Source organism: Synechococcus sp. Nb3U1 (genome assembly GCF_021533835.1).
Classification (GTDB): Bacteria; Cyanobacteriota; Cyanobacteriia; order Thermostichales; family Thermostichaceae; genus Thermostichus.
Map to the genome: position 1 here is coordinate 683,148 of NZ_JAKFYQ010000002.1, position 13,676 is coordinate 696,823.

Annotated in this window: 6 protein-coding genes; all 6 read left to right on the forward strand. The window is 51.2% G+C overall.

The genetic code is table 11. The annotated features are described in order from the left end of the window. Window positions 1–157: 157 nt before the first annotated feature. The 6 genes from L1047_RS13785 (at window position 158) to L1047_RS13810 (ending at window position 13,587) form a co-directional block, all read left to right on the forward strand. Window positions 158–2,932, forward strand: coding sequence for a GAF domain-containing protein (locus tag L1047_RS13785; RefSeq protein WP_328286075.1), 2,775 nt, complete (start codon window positions 158–160; stop codon window positions 2,930–2,932). A gap of 93 nt (window positions 2,933–3,025) precedes the next feature. Further along, a complete protein-coding gene (locus L1047_RS13790; RefSeq protein WP_235279532.1) occupies window positions 3,026–3,622 on the forward strand; it encodes a response regulator transcription factor in 597 nt (198 codons plus the stop codon). A gap of 150 nt (window positions 3,623–3,772) precedes the next feature. Next, window positions 3,773–11,017, forward strand: coding sequence for a hormogonium polysaccharide biosynthesis protein HpsA (gene hpsA / locus L1047_RS13795; protein WP_235279533.1), 7,245 nt, complete (start codon window positions 3,773–3,775; stop codon window positions 11,015–11,017). A gap of 82 nt (window positions 11,018–11,099) precedes the next feature. Beyond that, entirely contained in the window at window positions 11,100–11,849 is a 750-nt protein-coding gene (locus tag L1047_RS13800) for a prepilin-type N-terminal cleavage/methylation domain-containing protein (protein ID WP_235279534.1), read from the forward strand. A 59-nt stretch (window positions 11,850–11,908) separates the two neighbouring features. Continuing rightward, window positions 11,909–13,009 carry a prepilin-type N-terminal cleavage/methylation domain-containing protein gene (locus tag L1047_RS13805; protein ID WP_235279535.1) on the forward strand — a complete coding sequence of 367 codons (1,101 nt, stop codon included), beginning with the start codon at window positions 11,909–11,911 and terminating at the stop codon, window positions 13,007–13,009. Between the two features lie 29 nt (window positions 13,010–13,038). Beyond that, on the forward strand, window positions 13,039–13,587 hold the full coding sequence (locus tag L1047_RS13810; protein WP_235279536.1) for a GspH/FimT family pseudopilin: 549 nt from the start codon (window positions 13,039–13,041) through the stop codon (window positions 13,585–13,587). The last annotated feature ends 89 nt before the right edge of the window (window positions 13,588–13,676 follow it).

The following is a 13,676-nucleotide window of genomic DNA, read 5'->3' on the forward strand; positions in this document are numbered from 1 at the left end:
AGGAATCTTTGTTTTTAATTAGGGGTTATTGAGGAATTACTGGGGCTAAATAATTCTAATTTTTTGTTTTTTGTAATTAGGATGTAGGCGAAGAAGGAGTCATGCCAATATGGTAATCCCGCAAAAGATTATGGATTCCAAACTGTTTTCTAGAGCAATGATAGAGCCACAAGAAGATTCTCACTTGGAGCAATTCAAGCAAACAAAGCAAGATTTGGCAAAAAGGAATCGGGAATTACAGCTCCTCTATCAGCTATCTAGACTACGTTGGTCTACCACAACCCTGCGTCAGGCTCTTCAGTTAGGGGCAGCTCAAATTGCACAAGCAACCTCATTTCCGGTGGTAGCGATTGAGCTGTATGATGCTACTCGCCAGATGATGGTGTTTGAGGGCATGAGCGGGATCCCTGTGCCGGAGGGCATCTCGGTGTTGGAAGTGCCCGTTTCGGAGACCTATTCAGGCCCCGTGGTGCAGCAAAAACAGGCTTTTGTAAAAACCTTTTCCCCTAAAGAAGAGAAAGCCTGTGCTCACAATCGTTGGCTCAGTCAGCTGAAGATTGGCACCTTGGTCTGTATCCCAATGCTATTTGGGGAAGAAGCGATCGGCACCCTTAGTTTGGCTCATCCCGAACCGATTGCAGTGGATCAGGATCAGTTAGCTGGGTTGATCAGTCTGGCCAATTATCTAGCCCTGTTGGTGCATCATAAGCAGGTGGAAGAAAATCTGCGCCAAAGTCATGAGCGCTACTCTTTGGCTCTTCAAGCCATGAAGGGCGTTGTCTACGAATGGGATCCCCGGGCCAATTCTGTGCTGCGTGAAAAGGGTTTGTATGAGCTGCTGGGCTTTCGAGAGGAGGAGGCGGAGCCAACCAGAGATTGGTGGCTTGAGCGCATTCATCCTGAAGATTTATCTGCTTGTACGGCTGAATTTGAGCAACTTTTTGCCGGTGAACAAGATCAATTCCAGTGCAACTATCGAGTTCGTCATCGCGATGGGTCTTATATATTTGTGTTGGATCAGGGGGTAGCGCTTCGGGATTCCCGGGGGCAAGTCACCCGCATCATTGGAAATACCCAAGACATCAGCAAATGGAAACTAACTGAACAAGCCTTGCACCAACAATTGCAACAAGCCCAGCTACTTGCGGAAATATCCCAACATATCCGCGAATCATTGGATCTCGAACAAATCCTCAATAGAACAGTTTCAGAAGTGCGATCCCTGCTGGAAACGGATCGGGTTATCATCTTCCGCTTTCAGCCCGATTGGAGTGGGGATGTCATCACCGAGTCTGTGGCGGATCCCTGGCGACCGATTTTGGGATCCAACATCTACGACAATTGTTTTGCCCAGTCCTTTGTTGTGCCCTACCAGCAGGGGCGAGTCAAAGCCATCGAAGACATCGAAACCTTTGGGCTTAATCCTTGTCATGTCGAGTTGCTCCGGCAGCATCAGGTACGGGCCAACTTGGTGGTACCTATCTTGTATGAGGGATCCCTGTGGGGCCTATTGATTGCCCATCATTGTCGTGGCCCTCGGCATTGGCAAGCTCACGAAGTAGATTTACTCAAACACTTGGCAGATCAAGTGGCCATCGCCATCCATCAATCTCAGCTATATCAACAGGTACGCCAGCTTAATGGCGACTTGGAAGACATGGTGGAAGATCGCACCCAACAACTGCGGCAGGCTCTCGAATTTGAATCCTTGCTCAAAGGCATCATCGAAAAAGTACGCGACAGCTTAGATGAAGATTACATTTTGCAAACAGCAGTCGAAGAATTGGGCCGTCAACTCCAGGTTATTTGCTGTGATACCACCCTTTACAACTCCGACAGCCAATCCTCAACGATCAATCACGAATACCTAGGCTCCAATAGCGCCGGACTATTGCCTGCCGTAGGCAAAGTGATTTCCTTCCAAGACCTGCCCGACCTATACCAGCAGCTGCTGCAGGGCCAGTCGACACAATTTTGCCTGTGGTTAAGCCCTTCCTCCCGCAAACCTTCTTCAGCCCCTACAGAACGATTTACAGTGCTCAGTTGTCCTCTTCAGGATAAGAACCAAGTTTTTGGGGATATGTGGCTCTACAGACCCCCGTTGGCAACCTTTAGCGATGCAGAAGCATGGATGATTCAACAGGTGGCCAATCAATGTGCCATTGCCCTCCGCCAAGCCCGCCTCTACAAAGCCTCTTTGGCTCAAGTGCAAGAGTTGGAACGTCTGAACCAACTCAAAGATGACTTTTTGAGCACTGTTTCCCATGAATTGCGCTCTCCCATGGCAAGCATCAAAATGGCAACCAAAATGCTATCGGTAGTGCTAAATCATCTGGATCTTTCCAAGGAAAAAGTAGGGATCATCCAGCGCTATTTATCTATCCTTGACCAGGAATGTACCCGAGAAACCAACCTCATCAACGATCTCCTAGAACTCTCTCGCCTCGATGCCAATACCCAACCTATCGAATGGGATCCCCTTAACCTACAAGACTGGCTACCCCGACAGTTGGCTCCCTTCCGAGAACGCGCTACCTCCCACGCCCAAAAGCTCACTCTTCTTCTGCCAGAAAAGCTGCCCACCATCATTACTTCGGTAGGTTATCTGGAGCGAATCGTTACAGAGCTGCTCACCAATGCCTGCAAGTATACCCCAGCAGGAGAACAGATCACCGTCTCCATCACCTTCTTAGTGAATACTTGGCAACTGCAGGTGGCCAATACTGGCGTGGTCATCCCCCCAGAAGAACTGCCACGGGTATTCGACAAGTTTTATCGGGTACCCAAAAATGATCCCTGGGAACATGGGGGAACCGGTCTAGGACTGGCCTTAAGCCAAAAAGTTGCCGAACACCTCCAGGGATCCCTGTGGGTAGAAAGTGAGCAGAACGAAACTCGCTTTATTCTGGAGCTGCCTCTACAACCCGTGTGAACTTTCAGTGTGAACTTTTTCTTCACCATTAACCGGGATCCCTTCAGTGGGCAGGCTAAAATCAGCCCATTCCTCGGCTGGGATCCGCCTGGCATGAGTTCTCCTGTCCGCATTCTTATCGCCGATGATCATCCCCTCTTCCGGCTGGGGTTGAAGTTTGCTCTGCAAGCGCAAGGGTTTGAAGTGGTGGCAGAAGCCGAAACGGGATCCCAGGCAGTGAACTGTTGTCGAGAGACCCCGATTGATGTCGCCATTTTGGATGTGCGCATGCCGGATGGGGATGGCATCGCTGCCTGCCAGCAAATCACTGCATTGGGTCTACCCTTGGTGGTGCTCCTGATGACCACCTTTCAGGAACCCGCCCTCATCGAAGCTGCTCGCCGAGCGGGGGCCAAAGGCTACCTCTCCAAAGAAACCGATCCGGCAGACTTAGCCCAGATGATCCTGCAAATCCTGGCTGCACCGGAACAAGACTGGTTGCCTGCCAAACAAGAACTGCCCAAACTGACCCCCCGCGAGCTGTGTGTGCTGCAACTGATGATGGAGGGCTTAGCCAACAAACAAATCGCCCGTCGCCTGGGGTTAAGCATCGAAACCGTGAAGGAATATGCCAGCACTGCCTACCGCAAATTAGAAGCCAGCGACCGCGTGACCGCCCTATTCAAGGCACAACAACTAGGCATTTTGTAGAGCGACGTGTAGAGGGGGCTTCGGGTTCCCCCCAGAGGTGGGGATGTCTGGTGGCAATGATCACCCGCATACTGTTGCTAGTTTGGCATCTTGGCAGGGGATCCCTTGTTTTGGATGCCTTTACCCTTTTCTGTTACCTGAGATACGGCCATGCCTGCTCCTTCCACCCTGCTGCTCAAGCTCACCCTGCGGTTGCTCGGATCTTTGAAGGCGCGGGTGGACAAATCCAAAATTCGGCAGCGGGGCTTTGTCTTGCCGATTGCGATTTTAATTGTCCTTGTGCTGAGCTTGGTGACAGTCGGGCTATTGACCCGCTCTACTCAGCGAAGCGTACAAACCCAAGTTGAACGGGCTGGCCAAACCGTTAGTCGCCAGCTCAATGCAGCCATTGACCGAGCTAGGGCCAAAATCGAATTCTTAGTGCGAGACCCTCGCCTACCCAATAGTGCCCCCACCGATGCTCAGCTTTCTTCCGCGTTGATCAACGACGGGGTTCTCATTCCCGAAAACACAAATAATCCTTATATTCTGCCGGATGAGAACCAATTTGTAATTACTACAGACATTCAGGTGGAGGATCCTAACAATCCCGGAGAATTCTTGAATGTGCCGGTACGAGCACCTGCTTGGTGGTTTTTGGTGGATACCGACAACAATGGCATCAATGACTCTACAACAGTTTATACAATTCTGAGTACTCGCCGAGCGGCAGGCAATGATTTTGAAGATAACCTAACTGACACAGAACGAGCACGCCGCTTAATGATTCGCAGCGGGCCACTGCAAGGGGCGGCCCTAGAGGGGTGTAACGATAGCCCAACGGCCCAAACCGTCAACCCCAACGTAGGGGATTGGTTCCAGCTGGGCTCTGCCTTGTACAAGCCTTTTCAGGTTTATGCAGTCACTCTACCGATTCAAGGTGCTGATTCCACAACTCGCGCTATTTCCGCTTTGCAATTCCAGCAGGATCGGCGGCGGGATGTGTTGAACAAGTGGGGAGCCTTTAGCCGGGGAGATATGGAGTTTTACAACACTCCTGGCTATAACTGGAACGGAGCGATCTACGCTGGCGGCAGCCTTTTCTATCGCTACAACGCCAGTACCTTGTTCCGGGCTTTTACCATTAGCTCGGAGGGATCCTGTTTCTACCTACCTGTAGATAACTCCGAAATTAAAACCTTCGGAGAACTGGTGGCTGGAGCCATTGGCTTTGCCGGACAAGCAGCCAGTGATAATATCCGCTTTGATGCCCATCCCGGATTCATTGGTGTTGTACCTGGATTCTTCCCCAGTTTGAACAACCAGAATTTCGACTCTGTTGCCAACAGTGCCGAACCGGAAAACGTAGCCCTAGATCCTCTGGAATTGTACCTGTTTGGCCGTAATCGTAACCGAGGCACTTATGCCCAGGATCAGGCAAGTTGGAATACTTCCCCAGTGAACTCGAAGCGATCTCCGGCAGCTGGGAATCCAGGTCGAGTAGAAGCTGGGGGATTCGCATTCGGGGGGAGCCAGGTATGTCCTCCTTACGTGGATGATGTCTATCGAGCGGATAGTCGCTTTGGCCCCAAAGCCAGCTATGATCGCCCTCCCACTACGCCAGATCCGGTTACAGGTTGTGATGTGGATACCTTTGCCGAAACCTTTGGGCAAACTGCTGGTGCCCTAATTGGGGGAGGAGCAGTCAATAACCAAGGGGAATCCCTAACAACCGATAATCCACCTCCAGGGGCATTAACGGAAGTCGGGTTGGATGGCTATTGGGAACGCCGCTCTCGTCTAGAGGGTTTACGAGTCATAGTTGGGCAACGGCTGGAACTCACTCGGACAGATTCTTTGCCTCTACCTTTGGTGCCTACCCCTGCTAATGCTGATGATCCCAGCAACTTGCAGCCTATTTTCATCAGCAACGAAGCTCGCCAGCGCTTAACCCTAAGGGATAACCCCGCATCTGTACAGGCTACAGCGATTTATCACTATAGCCAAAATGACGGTCGCTTCCCGGTGGCCTGCCTAGCCACAGTGGCACATCCTGGATCCGTAGATAGTTTGAGGAGGGCTTCTACTTTTCCTACGGGCAACCAAGCCACCCAGCTGGGGATTAACTTCTTTACGGGGCAGGGCACCAACACCTGGGAATATGATCCGGCTCCGATGCAGGCTCGTCTTGAGTCGGGTACTCCTCTTTGGAATGCGCTGACTAACCTAGCCAATTTCGCCGGGGATCCACAGGGGGCTTTTCCTCCTACTCAAGAGCCAGGACGGATTCACCCAGATCCGTTTATGACGGCTTTCGGGAATTTCTCCGAGTTACGACGGATTATTGACAGTGGCGTAGCCTATGCCAACCTGAGCTTGGCCGATCAAACCACAGTTCAGACAGCGGGTTGTATGTTGGGGATGCTAGCGGATAACATTATCCGCATTGAAAATGCCGCCGCCGCTGGAGATGGCTCTGCCCAGCGCCTACTGAGTGAAATCAACGATAGCCGTAATGGATTGCCGATCAATAATGGCAGTCACCGCTTTTATCTGCCGTTACGCTATATTTTCCCGACGGCTAGCTTTGATCAAACGGATGCTTTGGAGCAGCAGCGGCGTGCGGCCTACAGCTTCTTGCCAGCTACAGTGAGCTACCTGGCTGTCACCGATTTGGCTCAGGTGGCTCTTACGCCTCGCGCCGGAATTAACAACTGGGCATTGCCCCATGCACAACAGAATTGCCCTGATGGATCGGCTGGCATTGAGCCTGGCCCCAACAGCAACCAGTTTGATCTAATCCGGATTGGTACGCAATGTCATCGAGTGCCCTTCAAGGATTCCGTCTTTTATGACGGTCGGGAGGCGATGGCGGTTCGCAACTTGAATATTGATTTGGCTTTGATTACGAACAATGTCGATGGTCAGTCGAATGGCTTAATAAGCGGAGATACCTGGCTACCCTCTGGGATCCCTGTTGCAGGTCAACCGGATCGAGAAGGGGGGATTCTTTATGCCTTCCGGGAAGATGCTCTTCGGGAAGATGCCATTGCTCGCCCAGCCTTGGGTGGTTTTGCCGGGTATTTGGCGAATTGGCAAGCCAGCACTGCCAATGGGGTGCTGGGTAGTACTGGGGTGATGAATGCTGGGCAGCCTGGTCGAGGGGTGGCCAACGGACAAACCGTTTGGGATCCCCCTATTTCCAACGTGGCTCCTGATAATACGGGCTTGAGCCCCAAACCTGTAGATTACTTTGCTGATCCGGATCGACGACCCTATGGGTTCCGGCTACGGAATGGGGCGGTGCTGCGTCGGGGAGGCTTGGATGCGGATGAAGCTGTATTTGGGATGTCCTTTATTTCCGATAATCCCGTTTACATTCAGGGTAACTTTAACCTGCACCAAGATGCCAATGGGAATCGCCTAGAAGAATTTGACGAATTGCTTACTTTTGGTGGGGATGGCCTCTACAACAATTTCTACGGGCGGGAACGGGAAGACGAGAATCCTAACTTTGCTCGCGCTGTCGGGGACTTATGGCGAGCCACCGATGTGCTAGGCGACTCGGTGAATATCCTCTCAGCCAATTTCTGCGATGGCAGCATCGAAGATGGGTTTATCCAAGACGGCACCCTGAATGGGGGTGGATCCAACTTTGTTGCAGATCGCGATTATCAGAGTGGGCGGGCTTCTTCTCCTCGGCGCAACCAATACTATGGCTGTACTGAGCCGAACTTAGGCGCCAATACCTCCTTTATTAACCAAGCCCTGGTACGGCGGGGGAACAACTGGCCAGCCAATGACCCCAACGATATAGAAGCTGGGGTGCGGCGGTTTGATAACACCAATGGCGTGCAGGAACTGGGACTCAATACTACCCGGCCTGGGCATCCAGAGGTGTTCTCCCGCGATACGGTGACCACCAGCTTCGATGGCACCAACGATAATTCCCTAGGCTTGGGTAACGGGCGAGGTGGTGGTATCAACCGCAATTTGCGACCCACAGATCCGGGATATGCATCTTTTGGCACTCGCATTTCCGCCTTGGGTCATCCGGTGGTGGATACTTCCCGTTGGCTGCAAGTTGCTGCTCAAGGCCGTTGCCCCATACCCAATGGTTCTGGATTGTTGGCGGAATACTACAATGGCTGGTTAACCAATCCTGCCTCCAGCGCTACTCTCTACAATCGGGCTACTTCTTTTACCGGGGCAGGTTCAACCACATCCGCTTTGATGACTGTTCCCGGCGTGAACTTGGGCTATCTCAGGGCAGTTCGTTGGCCAGATACGGTATATCGTGCCCAGGGGGTACCCGATGCTATTAATACGCAAGCGTGCGACCTGACTGGAACAAATAATAATGGAAACTGGGGTTGTATTAAAGATGCTGTTGTTGCCGGAAACACTACAGCTTCAGTAGGCCCCTTTGCTCGTAGCGGTGGCGCCTTCCCTAATTGGGGGGGCTTCCAGTTCGTCTTTGGGAATATCAACAGTCTTGATTCTAACTCCCCCTTCAAGCGGCGGCTCTACAACAATGTGGCCTGTAATGGTAGCCTTCTCGATGGTCTTAATCCGCTGTGTCTCAATACTGATGCTGGGCGCTTCTTCTGGATCCCTTCTTGTACTGAAACTGAGAGTTTGCCCTCTGTGCCTCTTGCGGGTTTTGATGACGCTGCAGATATTGCTCCTGACATTACAGATCCAGGTCAATTTAACTTCTTGCGGTCTTGCTGGCGCAGAAGAAACGTTTCTGGCACTGGCAACCAGCAGGGGAACAACTTCTTTGTCGTGCGTTGGGTCGGTGAACTGTTCCCGGTCTTTCCAGGACAGGTAGATTATCGCGTCACTACCGATGATGGGGTGCGGTTCTCCATCCGCAGTAACCCAGACTACTACGCCAACCCCGCCAACGATCTAACGGTTCCGACCATCACGGTATCCACCCAAGAGAGCTGGGGAGGGCCCACCGAACAAACCATATCCCCAACGTTGCAGTGTTCTCCTAACCCTAACCAATCTCCATATTTGATCGAAGTGCAAATGAATGAGAACACAGGCAATGCCTTTGCTAGGCTTTCGACTCGGCCCAAGGGAGCGCCAGATTCATCCTTAGAGTTTTATGATCTGCGCTACCTCAAACCTGTTAAGCCTGTTAACTTCCCGTGTGTTCCTAATCCAGTAGATAAGCTTACTTTTAATGATCCGCCCCTAAAAAACCAGGCCCGTTGCACCACTGATTGCATCACTATTACCCTAAAGAACACAACTCCCGCCTGTCCGGAAGCTCCTGACCGTTGTGGTCAAGTCTTGACTGGAGAGATTACCAAGCAAACAATTTGCCCTGATCCGAAGGATCCCAACAACAAAATTTGGACTACACCAAACTCTGTCACTTGTAACATTATAAACAACTGGGGCAACTTCAGCAATTGGGAGCCGCCTTGTACTGTTGCTAATGGTGGCACCAAGGTTACTCAAACTCGTTCGAGAAAAGGTGTAACCACCTGTAAAGACACTCCAATTAGCGAAACCCAAACTCAAAACGTGACCTGTCCGCCAGTGTGTAACTACACTAATTTTTCGGATTGGTCGCCTGCTTGTCCAACCTTGGCTTGCGATGAAACCCTAGATATCAACCAAACCAGAACAAGGACTCTGATTGCTGGTACCAGTTCTCCTCAGGGTTGTAAACCCACTGATACTGAATCTAAACCTATCACTTGCTATGGCCCACCCTGTGGTCCGAAGGTATTTGCCCCTCCGGGATACAATCCCAATTCGCCTTTTGGCACTCCCAATACGGTAGCTAGCCGTCCTTCTACCATTGAGCTGCGGCCCGTTTGGGAAGTAGAAGCTGATCCAGATCCGGAGACGATTTCTGTTGCTTCTGTGCAGGTGCCTGAGGTTGCTTCTGCCGCAACACTTCATATTCAGTCTGATGCCAATCAACTGACTCAAGGCTCTGAACAACCCTCCTTCAAGTGGCCTTCTTTGGGGCAAGTGGTGGGTTCTGTGTTCGACTGGGTCTTTGGCGAACCTGCCTATGCTGCCCGCCGTGGCATTCCGACAGGACTACCTACTGCAATCTCTAATCCGCAACGGGATCCAGGGATCCGTCCGGCAGAAAAGCCTGCCCAGCCCTTACCTTCTCCTTTAGCAGGAAAGGGTACAGATGCCAGAGCTATTCAGTTGCGCAGTACCTTTATGGGTTGCCCTGAGGATACACCCAGCGGCATTGATGGTGGCTTTTGGGTTCCGGGCGTATTCCGGCCTAACTTTAATACCACCTTTAAGTACACGGGCTACACAGGCGATAGCCGCCCCAGCACCCTACGGTTTGATGACCTCAACGGGGATGATCAGCTCAACTACTTAGATGCCAATGCTAACGGTGTGTTTGACGCTGGCGATACTTTGGAAACCATCATTGATCGGGATCCGCTTTTTGCTTATAACTTTAATGGCAATTTGAAAGCCAATAACTTCCCAAATCTCAGCAACCCGGTGGATATCCACCCGCAAATGCGCCTCAACCCCTACGCACGAGTTCGGGATAACAACGACCAGAGCTATAACAATCCTGCCGGGAGCAACATCACCTACCTAGATGGATATTATGTGGATGATGTGGGGCCAGATGATGCCATCCGTAACGGGCTGTGCTTCTATGTGCGGGGGAATGGTGTAGGTGGCCAGGCAGAGATCCAGATCGACCGGAATGGCAACAGTGATGGTGGCTTGGCTTGGGTAGCTGTAGAAGCTCTGACGCTTGACCTCAATGCCAACTCCACAGGTTTTGGTGGTACTAACCCGATCTTGGGTGTAGTGCTTGATGAGGTGAGTCGGCGACCGATTCCAATCCCGCTATATCAAGGACTGACTACGGAGCCTCGGCGGCGAGACAATACTGGAGCCACTAACTATCAGTTGCAGCCAGCCGTGGAATCTCGAGTCAATACCATTGCTATCAGCGGTATTGTTCCTTCTCGGCAACTCCAGCCCAATGGTGGGATCCCGAACTTCCTACGATTGAATGAGCTATGGACGGGGCAAAATCTGTTCTTCAGCGGATCGATGATCCAATTGAATTACAGCACCTACTCCACTGGCCCCTTTCTACAGCAGAGCTTCGAACCCCCTGATCGGGTAACACCAGATGCAGCTGGGGTACAGGGCTTCGACTACTACTTCCCCCCCAATCGACGCTTTGGCTATGATGTCGGCTTGCAAATTGCTCGCCGTTTCAGCCCCGTATCGGCCCGATTCCAGTTTCCCTCCAATACTCGAACAGAGTTTCTAAGAGAACTGGATCCCCAAGATCCTTACGTCCGTCGGCTGCGTTGTGCATTGCAAGATCAGACAGGCGTTACCCTGGAAGGTGCCGCTCAAATCGGAGGTTGCGGGGAGTTTAATTAATCCGGTAGCGACTCTGAGACTTGTGGGTAAAGTAAGAGTGGGTGGGTGGTTTTTGTAGAGGGTTGTTAGGGAGAATCCGGTAATGGCTCAGCATATGGGTTGGCAAAGCTTCCACCGCCGGTGGCAGTCAGGCGGGTTCTCCTTAATTGAGGTGTTGGCCTCTGTGATCATCGTGGCTATCGCTATGGCGGCTCTTGCCCCTGCACTGACCCTAGTGGCCTATCGTCGGGCGATGTCAGAGCGAGTGGAAGTAGCCAGTCAATTGGCACAGGCGGAGATCGACCGGATCCGCACTCTAGTTGACTTGGAGGTAGCGCCTAATCCCAGTGCCTTTCAAGACCCTTTTCTTCAAGCACAATTGCTCGCAAGTTTGCCAGCAATAGGTGCTGACCCTTTGGAAAACACCTCACCTCCAGCAGATATGGACAACGATGGAGGAGACTACTCCATTCGACTGGCTCAAGTTCAGTTACCGGGTCGTAATCCCGAAGAATACGTCATTCAGAGCTTCCGAAATGCTGGAGCAGACTGCATCAGTCGCCGAGATAATACGGTCATTGCTGGAGTACCCTGCACCTTCTTGATGGGGGTGCGGGTTTATCATCGCTTCTCGTTTGATCAGGGTAGCCGTCAAGCTCTCCCTGGATTGAGAACGGAAACCGTTTCTGCCAACCAAAACCTAGCCAATGCAGATGTGTGGCTATATCCTATGGCAGGTTCGATTGTTGAAATCAATTTGGCAGCCGATTTAGGTGATGTTTGCCGAGGCATTTTGGCAGTGACAGCAGACCCCACTGGCAATTGTGATGCATTCCCTTTGCCTAACCCTTGACTTGCTTGTTAACAGAAACTTCGATTGTGTTTTGTGTTTATTGATGGCGGTGCTTCTTTATGTTAAAAGTCTTTCGCCAGAGAACTAGCCGAAATTGGGGCTTCACCCTGATTGAATTACTCGTTGCTGCTTTGATGGCTTCGATATTTCTTTTGGCAACTGGCAGCATCGTCATTCAAACCATGCGTGTCGATCGGGAAGAAACAGGGCGCACTCAGGTGCAAGCTGAATTAACCCAAGTTATGCAATATATTCAGCAAGACCTAGCGGAAGCCCTCTACATTTACAACGATGCAGAACCTCCGAGTGGAGATGGGATCCCGGATTTAATCGAGAACCTCTATGATCCAGGCTGGATTAGACGTCCAGCAGGTAGTGTGCCAGTGGTTGCCTTTTGGCGGCTGAATCCTATTCCTCAAGGTTGCTACCAGGCTGGAGCAACTCTGCAACAAATCCGGGAAGGTCGCGTTAATCTTAAGGAACAGCCGACTGGCATTAACGATCCAGACTGGGAAAATATCCGCCGCCGCCGCAACGTCTATAGCTTGGTGGTCTATTACTTGCGGCGCAACTACAACAACACTGGTAACTTGGCTGATGGCTCAACCACTCCTTGGGAGGGTAATGCCCGCATTGTTCGTTTCGAGTTAAGACCTTTTGACAACAACTGTACACAGCGCAGTGAGTATTTTACACAAGATCCTGATCCATTCTTAGCTGGCTTCTTGAGCTGGCCTTCTACCGATCCACCCCAAACACAGGTCGCTACTGCTGATGCCACTGCTCCTGGTGCGCCACGAGTTTTAACGTTGGCTGCCAACATTTTTAGTAGCCGCCAAGGGAGTCCACAGGTTGCGCCGGCTTGTCCTCAGGGCTACGTATTTGGAGGAGGGAAGCCTGCAGCCGTTACATTTAGTGGTCTTGATAATGGCCAAAATGATTCGAGCTTTTATGTCTGTGTTCGCCGAAGCGCGTCAGCGAACCTACCTCAAGATGTTTTTATCAACCTCACTGCAACGTCTATGGAGCGCTCAAATCCTGGCCTGTTCCGGCGATATATTCAGAACGCAACCAGTGTTGATGCTGAGCAGGTTTCTCGATACTTGACAACGATGCAAACTCAGGTTTTGTCTCGCGGTGTGTTTAATCGGCAAGCCTGAACTACTCAATTAAGTGGGAGTAAGTGCTAATGTTTGCACCTATCAAGATGTCTAGCCTGTGTCGAACTGCTCGCGTAAGAGGCTTCACTTTAACTGAGCTTTTGGCCATCATTGTTATCGTCGGTATCTTGGCTGTCATTGCTATTCCCTCTGGAATCAACATATGGGCCCGGATCCAGCTCGATGATGCTCAGAACCGAGTGGAGCGAGCTTTGCGAACGGCTCGCAGCAATGCAAGAGCATCGCTACAGGGTAGAGCATGGGTGGTTGCTGTTGACAATTCTGATCCCAACGTACCGACACTTGTTATTGAAGATGAGAATGCCCTTTGTGATGAGCCTATCTCTTGCCAGCGAGTTCGCCTCAACAATTATGTAACAGTCACCAATAACTTTGGTGGTGGAAGAGCTGTTTTTGACTCTGAGGGTAGGGCTCGTTCCTTGGGCCGCTTTGTTGTCAGTAGCACCTACTCGCAAGGTGAAAATCGCTGTGTTGTGGTCAGTACGTTGCTTGGCTCTATTCGCAAGGATAACAACCCAGCTTGTGCCGGTGAAATGGATACGGAAGAGGCTAGTTAGGTATCACATTTAGCTATCAATTTTGTTAATTTATAATGTCAATATAATGTCAATTTAGCTCTCAATCCACTCCAAAGGGTAATGAGGGT

What these genes read in the sequence shown, in the direction of transcription:
- L1047_RS13785 (WP_328286075.1), top strand. Translation starts at nt 158, where the DNA reads ATGATAGAGCCACAAGAAGATTCTCACTTGGAGCAATTCAAGCAAACA.
- L1047_RS13790 (WP_235279532.1), top strand. Translation starts at nt 3,026, where the DNA reads ATGAGTTCTCCTGTCCGCATTCTTATCGCCGATGATCATCCCCTCTTC.
- hpsA (WP_235279533.1), top strand. Translation starts at nt 3,773, where the DNA reads ATGCCTGCTCCTTCCACCCTGCTGCTCAAGCTCACCCTGCGGTTGCTC.
- L1047_RS13800 (WP_235279534.1), top strand. Translation starts at nt 11,100, where the DNA reads ATGGCTCAGCATATGGGTTGGCAAAGCTTCCACCGCCGGTGGCAGTCA.
- L1047_RS13805 (WP_235279535.1), top strand. Translation starts at nt 11,909, where the DNA reads ATGTTAAAAGTCTTTCGCCAGAGAACTAGCCGAAATTGGGGCTTCACC.
- L1047_RS13810 (WP_235279536.1), top strand. Translation starts at nt 13,039, where the DNA reads ATGTTTGCACCTATCAAGATGTCTAGCCTGTGTCGAACTGCTCGCGTA.